Origin of the sequence: Streptomyces sp. ADI95-17 (assembly GCF_003846175.1) — a bacterium.
GTDB classification, from domain to species: Bacteria; Actinomycetota; Actinomycetes; order Streptomycetales; family Streptomycetaceae; genus Streptomyces; species Streptomyces sanglieri.
The window spans coordinates 652478-674203 of the sequence record NZ_ML123048.1; the positions used below are offsets into that span (position 1 = coordinate 652478).

16 protein-coding genes are annotated in these 21726 nt (G+C 71.4%); 6 read left to right on the plus strand and 10 right to left on the minus strand.

Going from position 1 to position 21726, the window contains the following annotated elements; translation table 11 throughout:
- Nucleotides 1-33: 33 nt before the first annotated feature.
- On the minus strand, nucleotides 34-2028 hold the full coding sequence (locus EES42_RS25940) for a Xaa-Pro dipeptidyl-peptidase (RefSeq protein WP_124720653.1): 1995 nt from the start codon (nucleotides 2026-2028) through the stop codon (nucleotides 34-36).
- A 212-nt stretch (nucleotides 2029-2240) separates the two neighbouring features.
- Here EES42_RS25940 and EES42_RS25945 point away from each other — a divergent pair, with 212 nt between their 5' ends.
- Nucleotides 2241-3734: a M1 family metallopeptidase gene (locus EES42_RS25945; RefSeq protein ID WP_124720654.1), complete on the plus strand. Its 1494-nt coding sequence runs from the start codon at nucleotides 2241-2243 to the stop codon at nucleotides 3732-3734.
- 164 nt (nucleotides 3735-3898) lie between these two features.
- A complete protein-coding gene (locus EES42_RS25950) occupies nucleotides 3899-4948 on the plus strand; it encodes a LacI family DNA-binding transcriptional regulator (protein WP_124720655.1) in 1050 nt (349 codons plus the stop codon).
- On the opposite strand, the gene EES42_RS25955 is transcribed toward EES42_RS25950, so the two are convergent.
- Nucleotides 4911-5807: an oxygenase MpaB family protein gene (locus tag EES42_RS25955; RefSeq protein WP_124720656.1), complete on the minus strand. Its 897-nt coding sequence runs from the start codon at nucleotides 5805-5807 to the stop codon at nucleotides 4911-4913. The genes EES42_RS25950 and EES42_RS25955 overlap by 38 nt on opposite strands.
- A 294-nt stretch (nucleotides 5808-6101) precedes the next feature.
- Here EES42_RS25955 and EES42_RS25960 point away from each other — a divergent pair, with 294 nt between their 5' ends.
- On the plus strand, nucleotides 6102-7076 hold the full coding sequence (locus EES42_RS25960; RefSeq protein WP_241196585.1) for an oxygenase MpaB family protein: 975 nt from the start codon (nucleotides 6102-6104) through the stop codon (nucleotides 7074-7076).
- Here the strand turns inward: EES42_RS25960 and EES42_RS25965 are convergent.
- The 4 genes from EES42_RS25965 to EES42_RS25980 all read right to left on the minus strand — a co-directional run bounded on the left by EES42_RS25965 (nucleotide 6994) and on the right by EES42_RS25980 (nucleotide 12234).
- Nucleotides 6994-7626, minus strand: coding sequence for a TetR/AcrR family transcriptional regulator (locus EES42_RS25965; protein ID WP_124720657.1), 633 nt, complete (start codon nucleotides 7624-7626; stop codon nucleotides 6994-6996). The two genes, EES42_RS25960 and EES42_RS25965, sit on opposite strands and share 83 nt — an antisense overlap.
- A 144-nt stretch (nucleotides 7627-7770) precedes the next feature.
- On the minus strand, nucleotides 7771-10461 hold the full coding sequence (locus EES42_RS25970) for a M4 family metallopeptidase (RefSeq protein WP_124720658.1): 2691 nt from the start codon (nucleotides 10459-10461) through the stop codon (nucleotides 7771-7773).
- A gap of 129 nt (nucleotides 10462-10590) precedes the next feature.
- The gene (locus tag EES42_RS25975; RefSeq protein WP_124720659.1) at nucleotides 10591-11688 is read right to left on the minus strand and encodes a hypothetical protein; all 1098 of its coding nucleotides are present in this window, start codon (nucleotides 11686-11688) and stop codon (nucleotides 10591-10593) included.
- A 69-nt stretch (nucleotides 11689-11757) separates the two neighbouring features.
- On the minus strand, nucleotides 11758-12234 hold the full coding sequence (locus EES42_RS25980) for a macro domain-containing protein (protein WP_124720660.1): 477 nt from the start codon (nucleotides 12232-12234) through the stop codon (nucleotides 11758-11760).
- A 128-nt stretch (nucleotides 12235-12362) separates the two neighbouring features.
- Here EES42_RS25980 and EES42_RS25985 point away from each other — a divergent pair, with 128 nt between their 5' ends.
- Complete coding sequence (locus EES42_RS25985) at nucleotides 12363-13094, plus strand: MerR family transcriptional regulator (RefSeq protein WP_124720661.1); 732 nt, start codon at nucleotides 12363-12365, stop codon at nucleotides 13092-13094.
- Nucleotides 13095-13115: 21 nt separating this feature from the next.
- Here EES42_RS25985 and EES42_RS25990 read toward each other — a convergent pair whose 3' ends face one another.
- From EES42_RS25990 to EES42_RS26005, 4 genes are all read right to left on the minus strand, one after another.
- The gene (locus tag EES42_RS25990; RefSeq protein WP_124720662.1) at nucleotides 13116-15287 is read right to left on the minus strand and encodes a 3-hydroxyacyl-CoA dehydrogenase NAD-binding domain-containing protein; all 2172 of its coding nucleotides are present in this window, start codon (nucleotides 15285-15287) and stop codon (nucleotides 13116-13118) included.
- Nucleotides 15288-15326: 39 nt separating this feature from the next.
- Nucleotides 15327-16541: an acetyl-CoA C-acetyltransferase gene (locus EES42_RS25995; RefSeq protein WP_124720663.1), complete on the minus strand. Its 1215-nt coding sequence runs from the start codon at nucleotides 16539-16541 to the stop codon at nucleotides 15327-15329.
- A 35-nt stretch (nucleotides 16542-16576) separates the two neighbouring features.
- The gene (locus EES42_RS26000; RefSeq protein WP_124720664.1) at nucleotides 16577-17719 is read right to left on the minus strand and encodes an acyl-CoA dehydrogenase family protein; all 1143 of its coding nucleotides are present in this window, start codon (nucleotides 17717-17719) and stop codon (nucleotides 16577-16579) included.
- Nucleotides 17720-17802: 83 nt separating this feature from the next.
- Nucleotides 17803-18954: a CaiB/BaiF CoA transferase family protein gene (locus EES42_RS26005; RefSeq protein ID WP_124720665.1), complete on the minus strand. Its 1152-nt coding sequence runs from the start codon at nucleotides 18952-18954 to the stop codon at nucleotides 17803-17805.
- A gap of 203 nt (nucleotides 18955-19157) precedes the next feature.
- Here EES42_RS26005 and EES42_RS26010 point away from each other — a divergent pair, with 203 nt between their 5' ends.
- Both EES42_RS26010 and EES42_RS26015 read left to right on the plus strand, forming a co-directional pair.
- A complete protein-coding gene (locus EES42_RS26010; protein WP_124720666.1) occupies nucleotides 19158-20348 on the plus strand; it encodes a saccharopine dehydrogenase family protein in 1191 nt (396 codons plus the stop codon).
- A 349-nt stretch (nucleotides 20349-20697) separates the two neighbouring features.
- On the plus strand, nucleotides 20698-21678 hold the full coding sequence (locus EES42_RS26015) for a peptidoglycan-binding protein (protein WP_164495319.1): 981 nt from the start codon (nucleotides 20698-20700) through the stop codon (nucleotides 21676-21678).
- Nucleotides 21679-21726 lie beyond the last annotated feature (48 nt).

Genomic DNA, 21726 nt, shown 5'->3' on the forward strand with positions numbered 1-21726 from the left:
GCGCACCGGTCCCCGGGTCCGCAGCCCGCGGCGCTACGCGTGGCCGCCGCCCGGGACGCGGGCGGCGGGGCGCGGCGGTGCGACGCCCCCCGCGTCGGCGGTCCCGGGGCTGTCCGGGACGGCTGCGGAGCCCGTGGTGGCGCGGACGAAGGCTCCGGTGCCGCCGACGAACGGCAGCTTCGCGAAGGTGCGGGCCAGGTCGATGGTGAGGGTGGGGGTGGAGTCCGGCGGGTCGATGAGGTCGCGGTCGGTTCCGGCGACGATCAGGGCGAGGCGGTGGCCGGCCGGGACGACATGGTCGGTGGCGGCCAGGTCGATGGTGAGGGTGACGGCCTTGCCGGGAGTGAGGGGGCGGCCCTTGCGCGCGTCGGCGTATGTGCCCAGGTCGGCCCAGCCGCGGCTGACCACGGTCCGGTCGACGGTGGCGGTGCCGGCCCTGGTCTCCTTGAAGCAGGAACTGTCCCCCGCGGTGCTCGCGCCCCAGCAACTGCGCTCGGTGAGGGTGACGATGCCCTCGCCGGACGAGCCGTAGTCACGGATGGTGTCGGGGCCGATGTCCACGAGGACCGCGGAGAGGTGGGCGGTCGTCGTGGACGGGGTGGCGGTGACGGTGACTCTGGAGGAGCCGGAGAGCCGCAGGCCGGTGGTGAGCGGTGCGGTGCGGAAGCCGGCCTTGGCGCCGGTGGTCCGGTCCAGGTCCGCGGCCCACTCCGTCTCGCTCTGCGACGGATCGTCGGTGAATGTCTCGGTGGCGCCGGGGCGGGCGGGCTTCAGGGCCAGAGTGCCGACGCCCGGCGCGTTCCCGGCGCCGGGGCGCACGGTGGTGACGTGGGTGGTGCGGGGCGGCCAGACCCGGTCGGTGGACCACTGGTCGGGGTGGCGTTCGATGTCGGCCATCGGCTCACGGTCGATGCCGTTGTCGTAGCCGAGCAGGTAGTGGTCGAACCAGCGGTGCAGTGTGTCGACCCATTCGGCGCGCCGGTAGTCGAACGGATCCACGTGTCCGGTCTGGGAGAGCCAGATCTTGCGCTCCACGCCCCGGTCCGCGAGCGCGTCCCACCACTGGCCGAGGTGCTTGGTCCGGACGTTGAGGTCCTGCATGCCGTGTACGGCGAAGACGCTGGCGCGGACCTTGCGGGCGTCCTTCACGTAGTCGCGCCCTGTCCACAGGCCCGTCCAGTCGCCGGTGCGCGGGGCGCCGTCGACGAGCCGTTGCTGGACCGCGGCGCAGCGGCCCTGCGCCTCGGGGCTCTCCACGTAGCCGGAGAGCCATTCGGGGCCGCTGCCGTAGAGGGGTGCGCCCTGCGCGAAGTAGTAGTCGTACCAGGAGGAGATGGCACCGATCGGCACGATGGTCCGCAGCCCCTCGACGCCGGTCGCCGCGACGCCGTTGGCGACGGTGCCGTCGTAGCTCTTGCCGATCATCCCGGTGCGTCCGTCGGACCAGCCGGCCGAGGCGCGCGCGGAGCCGGTGCGGGTGGTGTAGGCGCGGGCGCGGCCGTTGAGCCAGTCGATGACGGCCTTGGCGGACCGGACGTCCGATCGGCCCCCGACGTCCACACAGCCGTCGGACCGGTTGGTTCCGGCCAGATCGACGGCGACGAAGGCGTAACCGCGCGGCACGAAGTAGTTGTCGTAGTGCAGCGGGAACTGTACCGGCCGGCCGTCGGCGTCGTATGTCTTGAGCTGGCCCTCGTTGCCGCGCCCGCAGCAGGAGTAGTACGGGCTGGCGTCCATGATCACGGGGATCTTCCGGCCCTGCCGGGCGGGTTCGCGCGGCCGGACGATGTCGGCGGCGACGCGGTCGTTGCGCCCGTCCCCGTCGCCGTCCAGGCCGGTGTCGACCCAGACCGATTCGCGGACGGCATCCCCGTACGAGTAGACGGGCCTGCTCTCCGGTGGCCGGGCCTTCCCGGGGCTCGCGCCCTGGGCGCCGGCCGGTGAGAGCAGAACGGCCATCAGGGCGGCGACGGCCGCCACCACCAGCGATCGGTAACTCGAACGGGGGCCACGCGCACGAATCGGCATGGGCGGAAGGTACCCCGGTCAACTCCTCCGCGACAGAGGGCGATCAGCGAGATGAATGGCATGATCATGGCGTAAATTCGACGGGCCGGAGTGGCGGCCGAATGGCGATCGTGTGACAGCTGTGGCCATGGACACGACTGTTGCGACGGTCGCTGAATAGTGTCGACGTGACGGTTCGAAAGATCATTCGCCCCGACGACTTGGAGCATTCCGTGCACCGCAGATTCATCGTCCCGAGCGCAATCGCGGCCTCCCTGCTGCTGGCGATCCCGGCCTCGGCCGCCGAAGGCACCGTGGGCGCCCCGGGCATCGGCGACCCCTACTACCCGGCCAGCGGCAACGGCGGCTACGACGTGTCCCACTACGACCTGCGGCTGAAGTACCAGCCCTCGACCGATCTGCTGGAGGGCACGGCGACCATCCTCGCCACGACCACCCAGGAACTCAGCCGCTTCAACCTGGACTTCGGGCTGGAGGTCTCCGAGGTGCGGGTCGACGGCAAGAAGGCCGGCCATGTGAAGAACGGCGAGCAGGAGCTGGAGATCACCCCGGCCGCTCCGCTGGCGAAGGGCAGATCCGTCTCGGTGGTCGTGCGGTACGCCGGGAAGCCCTCCGAGGTGAAGATCAACGGCTGGACGTCCTGGGTCCGCACCCCGGACGGCGCGGTGGCCGCCCAGGAGCCGGAGTCGGCCGCGTGGTGGTACCCGAGCAACGACCACCCGCTGGACAAGGCGACGTACGACATCTCGGTCTCCGTCCCGGACGGCACCCAGGCGATCAGCAACGGCAGGCTCCAGTCCCAGAGTTCGAAGCTCGGCTGGACCCGCTTCAACTGGCGCTCCGCCCAGCCGCAGGCGACCTATCTGACGACGCTGGCGGTCGGGAAGTTCGACATCACCACGGACACCACGTCGGACGGGCTGCCGGTCGTCAACGCCTACAGCAAGGACCTGGGTGCCAACGCCGGTGCGGCCCGCGCCAGCATCGAGCGGACCGCCGAGGTCGCCGAGTGGCTGACCGGTATCTTCGGGCCGTACCCCTTCGACGCGCTCGGCGGCTACTCCCCCAATGTGACCAGCGGCTTCGCCCTGGAGACCCAGACCAGGCCGTTCTACAGCCCCAAGCAGTTCGCCAACGGCTCCAATGTCTCGGTCGTCGTCCATGAGCTGGCGCACCAGTGGTACGGCGACAGCGTGTCCCTCAAGGGCTGGAAGGACATCTGGGTCAACGAGGGCTTCGCCCGCTACAGCCAGTGGCTGTGGTCGGAGAAGGAGGGCGAGGGAACCGCGCAGGAACTGGCGGACTACACCTACGCCCTGCACCCGGCCGACGACCCCTTCTGGGAGGTGAAGCCGGGCGACCCGGGCCCCGACAACCAGTTCGACGCGGCCGTCTACGACCGGGGCGCGATGGCGATCCAGGCGCTGCGCAACGAGCTGGGCGACGAGACGTTCTTCGCGCTGCTGAAGGGCTGGCCCGCCGAGCACGCGCACGGCAACGCGAGCGTGAGCGACTTCGTGACATACGCGGAGCGGGTCTCGGGCAAGCCGCTCGCCGCCCTCTTCGACGCCTGGCTGTTCCGCGCGGAGCGGCCCGCGGCCCCGGCGGCGGCCGGCCCGCACGCCCTGCACTCCGCCGGGCAGCCGGCCCGTCCCGCCTCCTGGAAGAAGATCGCGGCGACGAACTCCGTGCACGACCACCGCTGACCGGAACGCGGACCGGGTCCGGACGCCGTCGCCCCTCCTCCTCCACGTGGGGCGACGGTGCCCCCGGCGGCGGGCCGGCGGCGCCGGTTAGGCTGATGGCGTCGGTGCTGTCCGGCCGGCCCCGGCCGTTTCCGGCCCGATTCCGCGTGTACGAGGAGCGTCCCTTGCCCGGTCCGTCCCACGACCCCGCCGCCGATGCCCGCCCCACCCTGGAAGCGGTGGCGGCCCGCTCCGGGGTCTCCCGGGCGACGGTCTCCCGGGTGGTGAACGGCGGGGCCGGGGTGCGCAAGCCGCTGGCGGACCGGGTGCGCAAGGCGGTCGAGGAGCTCGGCTACGTACCGAACCACGCGGCCCGGACCCTGGTCACCCGGCGCAACGGCGCGGTCGCCGTGATCATCGACGAGCCGGAGTTCCGGATCTTCTCCGACCCGTTCTTCTCTCAGCAGATCCGTGGCATCAGCCGCGAACTCACCTTGCACGACTCCCAGTTGGTCCTGCTCCTGGTGGAGGGCAGCGGAGACTTCGACCGGGTCGCCCGCTATCTGGCCGGTGGCCATGTGGACGGCGTGCTGGCCTTCTCGCTGCACACCGACGACGAACTCCCCGCGATCATCCGCAGGTTCCGGGTGCCCACCGTGTACGGCGGCCGTCCGGGCCTGCCGGGCGCCGCCTCCGAACTGGCCGTCCCGTACGTCGACTGCGACAACCGCGGCGGCGCGGCCGCGGCCGTACGCCATCTCGTCGCCCTGGGGCGGCGGCGGATCGCGCACATCGCCGGACCGCCCGACCAGACCTCGGCCCTGGACCGGGTGGACGGCTACCGCGACGTGCTGCCCGACAACGATCCGACGCTGCTCGCGGAAGGCGATTTCACCGTCGAAGGCGGCGCGCGGGCGATGGCGGAGCTGCTCGATCGCCACCCCGGTCTGGACGCGGTCTTCGCCGCCAACGACCTGATGGCCTCGGGCGCCCTGCGGGTGCTGCGCGAGCGCGGCCGCGGTGTGCCGGACGAGGTGGCCCTGGTCGGCTTCGACGACATGGTGTCGATAGCCGAGGCCACCGAGCCGCCGCTGACGACGGTCCGTCAGGACGTGGAGGGCATGGGCCGGTTGATGGTGCGGATGCTGATGAGCCGGCTCGACGGCGAGGCCGGGGGCGACGAGCAGGACTCGGTGATCACACCGACCGAGCTGGTGCGCCGGGCCTCCGCGTGATCCCGCGGTGGGCCGCCCGTGCCCTGCGCGCGTACGGGAGATAGCGCAGCCGCTCGGGGAGCACCGGCACCACACGCCGCACCACCCCGCTGAAGCGCCGCAGTCTGCGCTCCTGCCGGTCCGTCCACTCCAGCCCGATGGCCTCGCGTGCCTCCGGCGGCATCAGCCCGATGGTGACGAAGCGCCGGAACCGGGCCAGCGGCGGGAACAGCACCGGCCACAGCACCTTCAGCAGCAGCCTGAGCGGCAGGGGTCCGCGGTCCGGCGGCGGGACGGGGCGGTCGACGGCGACCAGGTCCTCGACGACCGCGGTCGCCCCGATCTCGTCGGCGAGCACCTTCCGGTAGTACGGCCAGAACTCCTCGATCGTCTGCGGCATGTCCCGGTCGTGGATGCCGAGGATCCTGCCGACCTGGAGCCATTCCCGGTACAGGGCGCGTTCCTGTGCCGGGGTGAGCGGCCGGACGAGATAGCGGGCGGCGTGCTGGTAGACCGGGAAGCCCGTGGCGTGCACCCACGCGTAGTTGGCGGGCGACAGCGCGTGGTAGCGGCGCCCCCGGGTGTCGGTGCCCTGGATGGTGTGGTGCAGGGCGCGCAGCCTGCGCCCCTCCTCGGCCGCCGCCTCGCCCCCGTACACCCAGAGCTGGAGCGAGCGCAGGGACCTCTCGCCGCGTCCCCAGGGGTCCGTGCGGAAGACGGAGTGTTCGTCGACCCCGGCGCCGACCGCCGGGTGTGCCACCTGGAGGGTGAGCGCGGCGGGCAGCATCAGCAGGGCCCGGATGTCGCCGGAGAGGCTCCAGAGCACACCGCCGGGTGGCGGCGGTACGGGTTCGGCGCCCCTGGCCGGTTCGCTGCTCATACGGTGCTCCCGACGGTCGGCGGGCGCACGGCTCGGCGCCCGGTCCCCTGTGTGACCCAGTATGCGAGCGCCCGGGAAGTCATGCGCACCGGCCCCCCGCGGCAGCCCGTCGCATGCCCGGTCGTCGGTGGTGTTGACGGGACTCGTGAAACAAGTCGATAGTATTTGTAACTTTGACTCCCGGGCCGGACGGTCTCTCATGTTCCTTGCGCAGAGGGTGAGTTGGTCCGTCGCGCAGCGACAACACACAGGAGGGCCCCGCAGGGAGTCGGTACCCGGACAGGAGGGCGCACCATGGGCCGATACAGCCGCCTGCACGAGATACGCCGGATGGATCCGGCGCGCGACTACGCCGAGATCCTTCGGCTGATCTCCCAGTACGAGTTCCCCTGGGACTACCGGCAGGGGGTGAGTGTCGCCTTCCTCCGGGACTACGGCGTGCCCCGGATCTCCCTGCTCCTCGACCGGACCCAGGAGTTCGAACGGGCCGGGCAGAAGCGGTACGACGACACGGTGCTGATCGGGTACGAGATGGCCGCCGACGGCTTCGACTCGGAGCGCGGGCGGGCGGCGGCGCGTCACCTCAACCGGATCCACGGCAAGTACAGGATCCCGAACGACGACTTCCGCTATGTCCTCGCGACCACGGTCGTGGGGCCGAAGCGCTGGATCGACCGGTTCGGCTGGCGTCCCCTGTGCACCCAGGAGGTCCAGGCCCTGGTGGAGGCCGGCCGCAGGACGGCGGCGATGATGGGCATCGAGAGGGTGCCCGACACCTACGAGGGGTTCGAGCGGCTCCTCGACTCCTACGAGGAGCGGATGTTCGCGTACGACCCGGCGAACCGGCGGGTCGCGAACGCCACGTTCCGTGTGATCGCGAGCTGGTATCCGCGTCCGTTGCGGCCCCTGGTGGCGCGATTCGCGCTCGGGCTGCTGGACGAGCCGCTGCTGGCGGCGCTGGGCTTCCGGCCGCAGCCGCCGTGGGTGCGGGCCTCGGCGTCGGCGGCCCTGCGTCTGCGCGCGCGCTGTGTCCGCAGGCTGCCGGCCCGGCCGCGCAGGTTTCCCGCGCGCCCTCGGCCCCGTTCGTACCCCTTCGGCTGGCGGCTCGACGACCTCGGACCGCACTGGGCCCGCAACCGCCCCTTGGAACCCCTGCCCGACGAGACGGAAGGCCGCGCCGGTGGTGCTACCCGGCAGCGAGCAGCGGCACCAGATAGCGGCGGGCGAACTCCCGCACCTGGGTGTCGTCGTCCAGCTCGAAACAGCTGACGGGGTTGAGGAGGAAGGAGACGGTGATCCGCACCATCAGTTCGGCGACCGGGGTCGGATCGCACGCCGGCCGGCCCTCCGCGCGCCGGGCGTCCCGCAGCCGGTCCGCCAGGTACTCGCGGATGGCGAGGAAGGCCGGTCCGCTCTCCAGGGTCAGGAACGGCAGCATCGTCTCGGGCTCCAGCCTCAGCAGACCGCCGATGAGCGGATGCTCGCGGATGTGCCGGAGAACCGCGGCGAAGCCCTCGACGAGCCGGTCCTCCGTCGTCGGCAGCGCGGCCACGGCATCGTCCACCTCCACGACGAAGCGGCGGTACTCGCGCAACAGACAGGCGGAGACGAGGCTGTCCTTGCCGCCGATCCGGCGGTACACGGTCACCCGTGAGACCCTGGCGCGCTTGGCGACGTCGTCGACGGTGGAGCGGCGCAGCCCGAAGGTCATGAACTGCTCGCGCGCGGCGTCCAGGATCTGCTCGCTCAGCGCGTCGGAGGGCGGCGTCGCGCGGAGCGCCAGGGCCAGCCGTGTCTCGTCGGTGCTCCGTGCCGTCATGGGCCCTCTCCCGTTCCGCCGCGTCCACTCCCACGATAGGAGTCGATACGGAGTGACTCACCCCGTATCCCTGTATCAGCGAGGGCAGGGCGCCCACCGGAGTCCGGTGGGCGCCCTGCCCTCGGTACGAAGGTGCGGTCGGTACTACTCGCAGGTCCCGGCGAACGTCTCGCGGGTCACCACGTCGGTGGCCGCCGCGCTCGTGTCCAGCCAGGCGACGCGCTGTCCGTCCCCGAGCGACGGGGCGAGCTGGGCGCCGGAGGAGCAGGAGATCCGGCTGTAGTCGTCGGCACCGGCGATCACGTCGGCGGTCTTGGCGACCATCGCCTTGCCGGGACCGCTCCACGAGCCGAGGGCGCCCCAGAAGTCGTAGGTGGAGTAGGCGAAGTACTCGTCGTTGACCGAGAACTGGGCGAGGTAGGTGCTCGACGGGTACCGCAGTGTCGCTGCCTTGGACAGGTCGTCGAGCGGAGCCGACACGAACTTCGAGGACGGAACCAGGAAGCCGCCGGTCTCACGCCAGAACACCCGGTCCGAGGTGATCTGGATGCCCGAGATGTAGTTGAAGAGGAAGCCGGAGATGCGCTTGGTCTGCGTGGTGCCCTTGGCGATGTCGTAGACGGTGACCCAGGTGCCGTCGACTCCGGCCCAGGCGATCCTGCCGTGCTTCATCGCGAGCCGGGCGGCCTTGGTGCCGGCCTCCGGGGTCACGTTGACCGTCGTTCCGTCGGCCTTGCGGAGCATGACGTCCTGCTCGCCGTCGGGAGTGGTGCTGATGTAGGCGAGCGCGCCGTTGTCGGTCACCGGCTCGGTCTCGTCGGCGCCCGGCAGGTCGACCAGCTTCTTGATCGCGCCCTGGCCCTTTGCGCCGGTCCGGTAGATGCCGATGCCGTCGGCGGTGATCCGGGTGAAGACGATGCGGTCGTCGTCCAGGGAGGGGTCGAGCAGATAGGCGTCCTTCTGGGCCACCTCGTGCACCGGCTTCTTGCCGAAGCGGCCCACGGTGATGCCGAAGGCGGCGCTGCCCTGGTCCCAGGCGATGGCGTCGCCGTGGCTGATCGCGTAGACGTCGCCGTTGATCTGGGCCGCCTGCTCGTCGACGCCGCTGTAGACCTCGTAGGCGGGCAGGATGTCGGCGCCGATGGTGGTGCCGTCGTGTGTGCCGCCCTTGCGCTCCCAGCCGGCCTCGATGCCGTGGTCGTCGAAGGCCTTGCCGATGGTGGCGAGGTCGGCCTTGGAGACCTTCAGGGACTTGGCGGCCAGGGTCACCGCGTTGCGCATGTCGGTGAAGCCGGACAGCGGCGTGAGGTAGTTCTGCGCGGAGCGGTAGATGATGCGGTCCGCGAGCTCGGTGTCGAGGTTCTTGCGGATGTCCCACAGCGCGCCGCCGACGATGGTGGAGTTGTAGTGCACCCCGCCGTTGTCGATGTCGAGCGTGATGGGCTCGTAGTCCTTCTGCGCGTTGCGCCCGTCGTTCAGGTCGCGCAGGGCGCACTCCTCCAGCGGCTTGGTGCCGTTGCAGAGGTACTCCCCGATGAGGCCGGACGTCGGGTCGCTCATCGCGACGCCCTTGTCGGCGGTCTCCATGGCGTTGCCGAAGTAGTCGGATATCGCCTCGTTGAGCGCGCCCGACTGGTTGAGGTAGACGAGCCCGGCGGAATGCTCGGTGACCCCGTGCGTCATCTCGTGGCCGACGACATCCAGGCCGACGGAGAGCGGTACGCCGTCCATGTGGCCGTAGACCATCTTGGAGCCGTCCCAGAAGGCGTTGGCGTAGTCCTTGCCGTTCGCGGCGACGTTGACGACGGATTGGATCGTGCCGCCCTTGCCGTCGATGCCGTCGCGGCCGATCCGGTTCTTGTAGAACTCGTAGACCTTGGCCGCGTTCAGGTGGGCGTCGACCGCGCCCGAGGAGGTGTTCGCGCCGTCGAAGCGGTCGCTCGCCGAGGTGCTCAGCGGGATGTCGTCGGTGACCGGGCCGCCGGCGACGAGCGTGTATTCCTTGCGCTGCGCGTCGTAGGTACGTATCTGGCCGCCGGTCCGCGGGTACATGGCGCGCGTCGAGTCGACGAGCGTGTACGAGCCGTCCGCCTCCTTGCTGACGTCCAGCTTCGCCTCGCCGCCGTCGACGCGTACGCCCGTCCCCTGCGCGGGCGACGCGTCCGCCGCGTCGATGTTGTTGTACGAGAGCGCGATGCCGCCCACCCGTGCGTCGACGTACACCTCCTGGCGCACCGGGCCGCCGTCCGCCTCGGCGCCGGTGACGGTGAAGTGCCAGGCGAGCCTGCCGCCGTGGGTGTCGGGCAGCACGGACAGGCCGTGCGCCTCGGTCTTCGCGCCCCGGACTCCGGACAGGCCGCGGTCGAGCGTGAACATCCGCTGCTTCGCGGTGGCTTCGGCGACCTTCGGTGTGGTGGAGACGGTGAGGTCGGTGTAGAGCGTGCCGGTCGCGGAGGTGACCTGCCGGCCGCCGTCGGCCGCCTCGGTCTGGACCGCGTACTCGGCGCCGAAGACCGGCACGCCGTCGTGCTGCTGCTGGAATCGCACCGAGGACTGCTTGCCCTCCTCGGTGGTGCTCAGCGTCTTCAGGTCGGAGACCGGGACCTTGTACGTGTCCTTGTGGTCCTTGATGTGGGCGCGGGCCGCCTCGGCGGGGGTGCCCTGCCGGGCGGTCCGGTCCAGGCCCTGGGTCATCGCCGGGGCGACGGCCACCGGCTCCGTCGGCTGCGCCGTGGCGGTGTCGTCCGCCCAGGCGGGTGCGGCCAGCAACGTCGCGCCGGTCGCGGCGGCGACCACTCCGGTCGCCAGCATCCGCAGCACACTCGTTCGTCTCACGGGACCTCCCCATCGCACACCTGCGCCTGAACCACGGGGGCTCAGGCGTTGACGTGCTGATCGTTCGCCATGGAGATCGGGTGAACAAGAGATGACGCTGGCGCGAAAGTGCCGTGGCGTAATTACGCCTCAGCTGCCTTCCGGGGCCCCGGAGTTGTCCGCGATGTCGGGCAGCCACCCGGCTCGTGCGGCGTACCAGCCGAGCTGGAAGCGGGTGGCCGCGCCCACTTCGTCCATCAGCGCGTGCAGTCTCCGCTGGACGGTGCGGTGGCCCATGCCCAACTGGCGGGCTATGGCCGCGTCGGTCAGGCCGACGTGGAGGAGCGCCACGATCTGCCGGTCGATCGCCGCGACCGGGGCCTCGTGTTCCTCCTCCGTACCGGAGACGCTCAGTCTCCAGCCCTTCTCGAAGTGCTCCTCGAAGAGCGAGACCAGCGCGGCGAGCAGGCCGGTCCGGTGCACCACGAGCGCCACCGGTTCCGCCTCGCGCTCCGGGTCCAGCGGCAGCAGGGCGACCCGGCGGTCCACGATGGCGAGCTTGATCGGCAGCCGGTCCGTGACGGAGATGTGCTGGCCCTGGGCGACACAGGAGGCCAGTACGGCCGCGGTCTCCGGGTGCTCCAGCCATTCGCGTTCGACGACGCTGCGCACGGTCACGCCGCGGTCCATCATCTCCGAGTCCACCTCTTGGTGGTTGTCCTCGAAGCTGAGCACCGCGGGCACATGCCTGGCCGGCACCAGGGTGCACACCTCGGTCCTGGCCTGGCGCTGCATGGTCAGCAGGCGTCGCCGGATCGCCGCCGGACCGGACAGCACCTCCACCGGTGCCCCCGACGCGTGCGACTGGGCCGCGCGGTGGCGTTCGGTGAGGTCGCCGACCAGCGACTCGACGCGGTGCAGCGCGGACCGGCGGGATTCCAGGAACGGCCCGAGCGCGAGGACGGGCGAGGCGGCCCGGTACCGGACGGTTCCGTCGGCGTCCGGCCGCGAGGCGCTGGCGAGCCCGCGTTCGACGAGCGAGTCGAGGACGCGTGCCGCCTCGGGGCCGCTCACCGGGCCCGCGAGCGCGGCCGGTTCGCTGTCGGGACGGTCCACGAGCAGGCGGTAGACCGCATCCTCGTCCGCCCCGAGGCCGAGCAGGGTCAGCAGGGACATGTCCACCGGGTCGCGCGGTGCGGCGGCTTCGGGGCGCCCGGGCTCTCCGCGCCCCGTCTCGGCACCCGTCACCGGCCCCACCCCTTCCCGCCGCCCCTCGACCGGGGTCAGATTATCCGGCGGAACACGGCCGGACGGCTCCTAGTCGAAGTCGTACACCGTCACCGGTATGCCCCGTCCGGTCAGCCGCCGCTCTATCAGGGGCTCGATCCGGGACCACTTCCCGCCCGCGAGCCCGCAGCCGATCCGCGGCATGTGGACCGAGGCCCCCAGCTCGCGGGCCCGGACGGCCACCGCCTCCAGGGCCGTGTCGATCGCCTCGTAGCGCACCGGAACCCCGTTGCTGCCCGTGCGCATCCCCCGCTGGCCCACCGTGTTCGCCACCCAGATGTACGGGCTCACCTGCACGAACTGCACCGCGCCGAGGGCGAAGTCGTTGCCCGCGCGCTCCCGGTGCCAGCGGCGGTAGGCCGCCTCGGGCTCGGGCCAGCGGCGGGAGACGGCCAGGACGAACCCCTTGCCCCAGCCGCCGAGGTCGTTGCAGACGTGGACGATCAGCTTGACGCCGTTGCCATGGGGTGCGGTCGCGTCCCCCCGTACATATGAGATCTCGGACATGGCAGCAGGCTACGTCCCGCCTCTGACACCGAGCACTTTCACATCAATGGTGAGACAGCAATACTGTTGCACCGGGGCGGGCCACGCGTACAGCCGCTCGCCCTCAGGGTCGGACACGAGGAGCAGACATGGCGACCGGCACCGAGGAGCCGACGCTCACCGTCGACGAGCTGGCGGCGCGCGCCGGTGTCACGGTACGCACCGTGCGTTTCTACAGCACCCGGGGTCTGCTGCCGCCCCCGGTGATCGGGCCGCGCCGGGTCGGGCACTACGGCCACGAGCACCTGTCCAGGCTGGCGCTCATCGAGGAGCTCCAGCACCAGGGCATGACACTTGCCGCGATCGAACGCTATCTGGAACAGCTGCCGCCGGACCTGAGCGCGCACGACCTGGCGATCCACCGCGCGCTGGTGGCCTCGTGGGCACCCGACTCGGCGGAGGACGCGACGCGGGCGGAGCTGGAGCGGCGGGCCGGCCGGGCACTGACCGAGCAGGACATCGCGCGGCTGGCCGCGATGGGTGTGCTGGAACGCGCGGAGCCGGTCGACGGGAGGTACCGGGTGGATCCGGGGCTGCTGCGGCTCGGCGTGGAGCTGCTCGGTGTGCCGATCGCCCACGAGACGATCCTGGCCGCCCGTACGGTGCTGCTGGAGCACTCCCGGTCCGCCGCACAGGACCTGACCCGGCTGTTCCGGGACGAGGTCTGGGGTCCGTACCGCGAGCGGGAGGCGGACCCCGAGCACGTGGCCGCCATGAAGTCGCTGTCCGCCCATATGCAGCCGATGGTGCTCCAGGCACTGGTGACCGCGTTCCAGCGGTCGTTGAAGCAGGAGCTGCGGGCCGCGTTCACGGCGGAGTGAGCGCGGCCCGCGGGTGGTGCGTCAGTCGTGGAAGGTCTCGCCCTTCTCGGCCTTCTCCACGAGCAGCGCGGGCGGCAGGAAGCGGTCGCCGTACCGCTGCGCGAGCTCCCGGGCGCGGGCGACGAAGCCGGGCAGGCCGCCCTCGTACCCGTTGATGTACTGGAGCACGCCGCCGGTCCACGGCGGGAAGCCGATGCCCATGATGGAGCCGATGTTGGCGTCGGCGACGGTGATCAGGACGTTCTCCTCCAGGCAGCGGACGCTGTCCAGCGCCTCGGAGAACAGCATCCGCTCCTTCATGTCGATGAAGGGGACGTCGGTGTCCGGCTTGGTGAAGTGCTCCCGAAGTCCGGGCCAGAGGCGGGTGCGCTTGCCGGCCTCGTCGTACTCGTAGAAGCCCGCGCCGCCGCTGCGTCCCGTGCGGCCGAACTCGTCGACCATCCGGTCGATGACCGCGTCCGACGGGTGTCCGGGCCAGGTGCCGCCGGCCTCCTCGACGGCCCGCTTGGTCTCGTTGCGGATCTTGCGGGGCAGGGTGAGCGTCAGCTCGTCCATCAGGGAGAGCACCTTGGCCGGGTACCCGGACTGGGCCGCGGCCTGCTCGACGGAGGCGGGCTCGACGCCCTCGCCGACCATGGCGACGCCCTCGTTGATGAACTGGCCGATGACGCGCGAGGTGAAGAAGCCGCGCGAGTCGTTGACGACGATCGGGGTCTTCTTGATCCGGCGGACCAGGTCGAAGGCGCGGGCCAGGGCCTCGTCGCCGGTCTGTTCGCCCTTGATGATCTCGACCAGCGGCATCTTGTCGACGGGCGAGAAGAAGTGCAGCCCGATGAAGTCGGCCGGGCGCGAGACGCCCTCGGCGAGGACGGTGATGGGCAGCGTCGAGGTGTTGGAGCAGAGCAGCGCGTCCGGCTCGATGATGTCCTGGATCTCCTGGAACACCTTGTGCTTGAGCGCGGTGTCCTCGAAGACGGCCTCGATGACCGCGTCGCAGCCGGCCAGGTCGGCCGGGTCGCCGGTCGGGGTGATCCGGGCCAGCAGCTCGTCGCGCTTGGCCTCGGTGGTGCGGCCCCGGGAGAGCGCCTTGTCGAGCAGCTTCTCGCTGTACGCCTTGCCCTTGGCGGCGGCTTCGGTGGAGACGTCCTTGAGGACGACCTCGATACCGGCGCGGGCGCAGGAGTACGCGATGCCGGCGCCCATCATCCCGGCGCCGAGCACGGCGACCTTGTCGACCTGGCGTTCCTCGATGCCCTTGGGACGGCTGGCACCGGAGTTGACGGCCTGGAGGTCGAAGAAGAACGCCTGGATCATGTTCTTCGCGACCTGGCCGGTGACCAGCTCGGTGAAGTACCGGGCCTCGATGGTCAGCGCGGTCTCGAAGTCCACCTGGGAGCCCTCGACTGCGGCGGCCAGGATGTTGCGCGGCGCGGGCATGGGGGCGCCCGCGAGCTGCTTCTTCAGGTTGGACGGGAAAGCCGGCAGGTTGGCGGCGAACTTCGGGTTGGACGGGGTGCCGCCGGGGATCCGGTAGCCCTTGACGTCCCAGGGCTGCTGGGACTCGGGGTGGGCGTCGATGAAGGCGCGGGCCTTTTCGAGCATCTCCTCCCGGGTGGCGGCGACCTCGTGGACCAGGCCGTTCTCCAGGGCGCGCGACGGGGTGTACTGGGTGCCCTGGAGGAGGACCTTCAGCAGCGCGTCGGCGATGCCCATGAGGCGTACGGTGCGGGTGACGCCGCCACCGGCGGGCAGCAGGCCGAGGGTGACCTCGGGCAGGCCGATCCGGGAGCCGGGGGCGTCGAGGGCGACGCGGTGGTGCGAGGCGAGCGCGATCTCGTAACCGCCGCCGAGCGCCGCGCCGTTGATGGCGGCGACGACCGGGATGCCGAGGGTCTCGATGCGGCGCAGCGAGTTCTTGATGGCGGTGCCGGTGTCGAAGGCCAGCTGGGCGTTCTCCGGACCGATCCTGATCATGTCCTTGAGGTCGCCGCCCGCGAAGAAGGTCTTCTTGGCGGAGGTGTAGATGATGCCGCGGATGGCGTCCTTCTCGGCCTCGGCGCGGTCGGCGACGGCCGCGATGGAGTCCTTGAACGCCTGGTTCATCGTGTTGGCGGACTGGTTCGGGTCGTCGAGTACGAGGGTGACGACGCCGGTCTCGTCCTGTTCCCAGCGGATGGTCGTGCTCTCGGTCATGTGTCTGTCTTCTCCGTAAGCAGGGGTGGCCGGGGACGGTCAGAGACGCTCGATGACGGTGGCGATGCCCATGCCGCCGCCGACGCAGAGGGTGGCGAGGCCGTACCGCTGGTCACGGCGCTCCAGTTCGTCGATGAGGGTGCCGAGGATCATCGCGCCGGTGGCGCCGAGCGGGTGGCCGAGGGCGATGGCGCCGCCGTTGACGTTGATCTTGTCGAGGGAGAGCCCCATGTCCCTGGCGAAGCGGAGGACGACGCCGGCGAACGCCTCGTTGATCTCGACGAGGTCGATGTCGTCGATGGTCAGCCCGGCCTTGGCGAGGGCCTTGCGGGTGGCGGGCGCGGGGCCGGTGAGCATGATGGTCGGCTCGGAGCCGGAGACGGCGGCGGAGATGATCCGGGCGCGCGGCGTGAGTCCGTAGCGCTCGCCGACCTCCTTGTTGCCGATCGCGACGAGCGCGGCGCCGTCGACGATGCCGGAGGAGTTGCCCGCGTGGTGGACGTGGTCGATCTTCTCGACCCAGTGGTACTTCTGCAGCGCCACCGCGTCGAAGCCGCCCATCTCGCCGATCGCGGCGAAGGACGGCTTGAGCGCGGCGAGCGAGTCGGCGGTGGTGCCGGGCCGCATGTGCTCGTCGTGGTCGAGCACGACGAGGCCGTTGCGGTCCTTGACGGGGACGACGGAGCGGGCGAAGCGGCCGTCCTTCCACGCTTCGGCGGCGCGTTCCTGGGAGAGCGCGGCGAATTCGTCGACGTCGCGGCGGCTGAAGCCCTCGATGGTGGCGATGAGGTCGGCGCCGACGCCCTGCGGGGCGAAGCCGGTCTCGAAGTTGGTCATCGGGTCCATCGCCCAGGCGCCGCCGTCGGAGCCCATCGGCACCCTGGACATCGACTCGACGCCGCCGGCGAGTACGAGGTCCTCCCAGCCCGAGCGGACCTTGGCGGCGGCCAGGTTGACGGCCTCCAGGCCCGAGGCACAGAAGCGGTTCTCCTGGACGCCCGCGACGGTGTCCGGGAGGCCGGCCGCGATGGCGGCGATCCGGGCGATGTCGGAGCCCTGGTCGCCGAGCGGGCTGACCACGCCGAGGACGATGTCGTCGATGGCCGCCGGGTCGAGGCCGGGGAAGCGGCTGCGGAGTTCGTGGATGAGGCCGACGACGAGGTCGATCGGCTTGGTGCCGTGCAGGGCGCCATTGGCCTTGCCGCGGCCGCGCGGGGTGCGGATCGCGTCGTAGACAAACGCTTCGGTACTCAAGACAGCAGCCTTTCGAGGGTGGTTGTGCGACAGGATCAGGCGAGCAGCGAGCGGCCGATGATCTCCTTCATGATCTCGGTCGTGCCGCCGTAGATGGTCTGGATGCGGCCGTCGGTGAATGCCCTGGCGACGGGAAAATCCGCCATGTAGCCGTATCCGCCATGGAGTTGGAGACAGCGGTCGGCGGCGCGCTTCTGCAGTTCGGTGGCCCACCACTTGGCCATCGAGGCGTGCACGGCGTCGAGCGTGCCGTCGGAGTGGTCGACGATGCAGCGGTCGATGAAGGTGCGGGTGACGGCGCACTCGGTGGCCATCTCGGCGATCTCGAACCGGATGTGCTGGAGCTTGGAGAGCGGCCTTCCGAAGGCCTCGCGCTCCTTGACGTACTTCGTGGTGATCTCCAGGAGGTGTTCCGCGGCGGCGATCCCGGCGACCGCTATGCCCATCCGTTCCTGTGCCAGATTGGTCATGAGATGGATGAAGGCGCCGTCCCGTTCGCCCAGCAGGTTCTCCTTGGGCACGCGGACGTCGTTGAAGAACAGCTCCGCGGTGTCCTGGGACTTCTGGCCGATCTTGTCGAGGTTGCGGCCCCGCTCGAAGCCCTCCGCGCCGCGTTCGACGACGATCAGCGAGAGCCCCTTGGCGCCGCCCTCCGGGGTGGTCCTGGCGACCACGACCACCAGGTCGGCGAGGATGCCGTTGGAGATGAAGGTCTTGGAGCCGTTGAGCAGCCAGTGGTCGCCCTTGTCCTCGGCGGTGGTGCGGATGCCCTGGAGGTCGGAGCCCGCGCCGGGTTCGGTCATGGCGATGGCGGTGATGGTCTCGCCGCTGCAGAATCCGGGCAGCCAGCGCCGCTTCTGCTCGTCGGTGGCGAGGCCGGTGAGGTAGGGGCCGATGATGTCGTTGTGCAGCCCGAGCGCGAGGCCGGGGGTGCCGGCCCGGGTGAACTCCTCGGCGAGGACTGCGCTGTAGCGGAAGTCGGTGTTGCCGCCGCCCCCGTACTCCTCGGGCACGGCGAGGCCCAGCAGCCCCTGCCGGCCGGCCGCGAGCCATGCCTCGCGCGAGACGATGCCGTCCTTCTCCCACTGCTCGTAGTGCGGGAGAACCTCCTTGGTGAGGAAGGTACGCACGGTCTCGCGGAACGCCTCGTGCTCTTCGGTGAAGATCTGCCGCTGCACTGCGTGCCTCCTGGAACCAGTTCTTGACGGTGGGGACCGGCCGGTCCGGTGCGGGCCCGCCGGGGATCACATCGAGCCGCTCGTCAGCCGGCGTCCCGCTCCGGGGGCCGCGCGATGCCGGGTACGCCCCAGTCGGCGGCCACCGCCTCGGTGTCCGCGCCGGGCCGGGCGGGTGCGCGGCGCACCGAGACGGGGGTCGCGGAGAAGCGCGGTGCGGGCGCCGGCTGGGTGAGCCCGTCGTGCTCGACGAAGGTGGAGCGGGCCGCGAGGTGCGGGTGGTGCGGCGCCTCGCGGAGCGAGAGGACGGGGGCGACGCAGGCGTCCGACCCCTCGAACACCTCGGTCCACTCGGCACGCGTACGGGTTCTGAACCGGTCGGCGACGACGGTGCGCAGCTCCTCCCACCGGCCGATGTCACTCCGGTCCGGGGCGTCGTCCCCGATCCCGAGAAGCCTGCCGAACTCCTCGTAGAAGCGCTGTTCCAGCGGCCCGACCGCCATGTACTGGCCGTCGGCGGTCTCGTACGTGCCGTAGAAGGGGCAGCCGCCGTCCAGGAGGTTGGAGCCGCGCCGGTCCTGCCAGCCGCCGGCCGCCAGCATTCCGTGGATCATCATGGCGAGATGGGAGGCACCGTCGACGATGGCCGCGTCCACGACCTGGCCCCGGCCGCCGGGGGTGCGAGCGTGCTGGAGGGCGGCGAGCACACCGACGACGAGATAGAGCGAGCCGCCCGCGTAGTCGCCGACGAGATTGGCCGGGACGGTGGGCGGCTCGCCGGGTTTGCCGATCATGGAGAGGGTGCCGGTGAGCGCGATGTAGGCGACGTCGTGGCCGGCCCGCTCGGCGAGCGGCCCGTCCTGGCCCCAGCCGGTCATCCGCCCGTAGACGAGCCGCGGATTGCGGGCCAGCGCCGCGTCGGGACCGACGCCGAGGCGTTCGGCGACGCCCGGCCGGAAGCCCTCGATCAGGATGTCGGCGCGCTCGACCAGATCGAGCACCCGGGCGGCTCCGTCCTCGGCCTTGAGGTCGACGAGCACGGAGCGTTTGTTGCGGTTGGTGAGGTCGTACGCGGGGTCGATGCCCAGCCCCGCACCGCCGGGCCGGTCGACCCTGACGACGTCGGCGCCAAGGTCGGCCAGGAGCATCGCGGCGAACGGGCCGGGTCCGATGCCTGCCAGTTCGACCACCCGCACCCCTGACAGCGGGCCGTGCGAGCCGTGCTCTGTCGTTGCCATCGAGCCCCCAGCGGTATGACACAACTGATGTAACAGCGATGATGCTAAGAACGCGCCACGCTCCGCACAACCCCTTGGGGCGAGCAAGCGCTTAGTTCTTTCTCCGGGATCCTCTCCCATGAGGGCCGCCCGGCCGCACACCGCCACGACCCCCTCCGCTAACCTCTGCCTGCCACATCGGCGCCGGCCCCGCGGAGGCACGTATGAACAGGCAGAACGGGGCACAACGCCCCTTTGACGTAATCCTCTTCGGTGCCACCGGCTTCGTGGGCGCCCTCACCGCCGAATATCTCGCCGCCCACGCGCCCTCCGGCTGCCGCTGGGCCGTGGCCGGACGCGACCGGGCCAAGCTGGAGCGCCTGCGCGAACGGCTCGCCGCGATCGACCCGGGCTGCGCGGAGCTCCCGCTGCTGCACGCCGACGCCGGGGACGAGCACTCGCTGCGCGAACTCGCCGAGTCCGCCCATGTGGTGGCCACGACGGTGGGCCCCTACGTCTGGTACGGCGAGAAGCTGGTCGCGGCCTGCGCCGAGGCGGGGACGGACTACGCGGACCTCACCGGCGAGGCGGAGTTCGTGGACCGGATGTATCTGGAGCACGACGCGCGGGCCCGCGAGACCGGGGCCAGGATCGTGCACGCCTGCGGCTTCGACTCCGTACCGCACGACCTCGGGGTGTACTTCACCGTCCAGCAGCTGCCGCGGGACGTCCCCCTGACCGTCGACGGCTTCGTACGCAGCAACGCCGTCTTCTCCGGCGGTACGTTCGCCTCGGCGCTCACCGCGATGGGCCGCGGCCCCCGGATGCTCAGCGCCGCCCGGGAGCGCCGGCTGCACGAGCCGCGGCTGGTCGCCCGCCGGGCCCGCGCCCTGCTCGGCACCCCGCACTTCAGCGCGGAGACCGGCACCTGGGCGCTCCCGCTGCCGACGCTGGACCCGCAGGTCGTCGAACGCTCGGCGCGGGTGCTGGCCCGCTACGGCCCCGACTTCCGCTACCGCCACTTCGCCTCGGTACGCCGCCTGCCCGTGGCACTCGGCGGCACGGCCGCGGTCGGCGCACTGCTGGGCGCCGCGCAGGTCCCGGCGGCCCGGTCCTGGCTGATGGACCGGTACGAGCCGGGCAAGGGGCCGGACGCGGAGCGCCGCCGGCGCAGCTGGTTCACCGTGCGCTTCGTCGGCGAGGGCGGCGGGCACCGGGTCTTCACCGAGGTCTCGGGCGGTGATCCCGGCTACGACGAGACGGCGAAGATGCTCGCCGAGTCCGCGCTGTGCCTCGCCCTGGACGAGCTCCCGCCGGCCTCGGGTCAGGTCACCACGGCCGCTGCCATGGGTGACGCGCTGCTGGAGCGGCTGCGCTCGGCCGGTCTGCGCTTCCGGGTCGCGTCGGCCCGCTGAGCGACGGTCGCCCGGGGCGGGTGGACGGCTCGTCCGCGTGGTGACCCGTGCCGGCCGGGGCGACGCGCACTCGTACGGGTGATGTCCGCTGCGCGCCCGGATCCTCCCGTGCCCCCGGCGACGGGCCCGTGACCAGCCGCTCCGCCGCGTAAGCGCAGGCAGGAGCACCTCCGGGAAGAGGTGGGAGCGGAGCGGCCCCGCGGTGCGGGCGGGTCGGCCGCTCCTCGGCCGTCCGGCACCGAACGGGGCTTTCACTACGATCTGCGTCCCGCGGGTCGGCGCACCTGGGCACGTTCCCGATGCACGGCGTTGACCTGCGGCTATGCACACAGAGAGTCGGGGAAGAACCATGACGGACAACACTGTGGCGGGCCGGGACGAGCAGCCGGGGCGAGCGCTCGCCGAGTTGCTGAGGAACTGGTGGGAGTCGTCGGCCCGCGACGGCCGCGAGAAACCCACTCAGCAGTCCCTCGCCAAACGGCTCGGTGTCGACCAGACCACCCTGTCGCGCTATCTGAATCCCACCCACGCCTCCAACGCACCGCGCAGGATCGTCGAGCAGTTGCACTCGGCGCTGCGGGCTCCGGCCGACGACCTGGTCCGGGCGTGCGCCCTGGCCGAGGCGGCGGCGGGGGCGGCCCCGTCCCGCAAGCGCCCGGCGGCCACGGCCGCGCCCGGAACGGCGTCCGTGCCCGCCGGAACGGCGTCCGTGCCCGCCGGACCAACGGGCCGGCGCGGGGCGACGGCCCGTTGGTGGGACCGCTCCCCCGTCGCGTATCCGACCCTGGCCATCGCCTCGCTCCTCCTGCTCGTGCTCGGCGGCTTCGTGTGGTGGCTGGCGCCGACCGCCTGGCAGAGCGATGCCAAGGCCACGGCGAACGTGTCGGACCGGCCGTCGCAGGGCACGGACTGGCCGTTGGCCCGCAAGGGCGATGTGCTCTGGAAGGCGCGTACGGTGCAGTTGCTGCTGCGGGCCAACGGCTTCGACGTGAAGGTCGACGCCGACTACGGTCCGGCCACGGCGGAGGCCGTGAAGCAGTTCCAGTCCGCACACGGTCTGACCCCGGACGGCAAGGTCGGGAAGGACACCTGGCCACTGCTGGTCATCACGGTCGACTCGCGCACCACCAAGCCCGACGCCGTCACGGCGGTGCAGTACCTGCTGCACCACGCCGGGGTGCCGACCGACAGCACCGGTACGTACACCCTCTCGACCATGCGGTCGCTCAAGGAGTTCCAGGAGTCCCGGAATCTGCCGGCGACGGGGACCGGGGACGAGGGCACCTGGCGCGCGCTGCTCAACGCCCAGGGGCCGGATCAGCACGAATAGCCGCGGGCCGCCGGGCAGGCGGACAAGTGGCGGCCGTGCGCCGTGGGC

What these genes read in the sequence shown, in the direction of transcription:
- EES42_RS25940 (WP_124720653.1), bottom strand. Translation starts at nt 2,028, where the DNA reads ATGCCGATTCGTGCGCGTGGCCCCCGTTCGAGTTACCGATCGCTGGTG.
- EES42_RS25955 (WP_124720656.1), bottom strand. Translation starts at nt 5,807, where the DNA reads ATGAGCAGCGAACCGGCCAGGGGCGCCGAACCCGTACCGCCGCCACCC.
- EES42_RS25960 (WP_241196585.1), top strand. Translation starts at nt 6,102, where the DNA reads ATGGGCCGATACAGCCGCCTGCACGAGATACGCCGGATGGATCCGGCG.
- EES42_RS25965 (WP_124720657.1), bottom strand. Translation starts at nt 7,626, where the DNA reads ATGACGGCACGGAGCACCGACGAGACACGGCTGGCCCTGGCGCTCCGC.
- EES42_RS25980 (WP_124720660.1), bottom strand. Translation starts at nt 12,234, where the DNA reads ATGTCCGAGATCTCATATGTACGGGGGGACGCGACCGCACCCCATGGC.
- EES42_RS25985 (WP_124720661.1), top strand. Translation starts at nt 12,363, where the DNA reads ATGGCGACCGGCACCGAGGAGCCGACGCTCACCGTCGACGAGCTGGCG.
- EES42_RS25990 (WP_124720662.1), bottom strand. Translation starts at nt 15,287, where the DNA reads ATGACCGAGAGCACGACCATCCGCTGGGAACAGGACGAGACCGGCGTC.
- EES42_RS26005 (WP_124720665.1), bottom strand. Translation starts at nt 18,954, where the DNA reads ATGGCAACGACAGAGCACGGCTCGCACGGCCCGCTGTCAGGGGTGCGG.
- EES42_RS26010 (WP_124720666.1), top strand. Translation starts at nt 19,158, where the DNA reads ATGAACAGGCAGAACGGGGCACAACGCCCCTTTGACGTAATCCTCTTC.
- EES42_RS26015 (WP_164495319.1), top strand. Translation starts at nt 20,698, where the DNA reads ATGACGGACAACACTGTGGCGGGCCGGGACGAGCAGCCGGGGCGAGCG.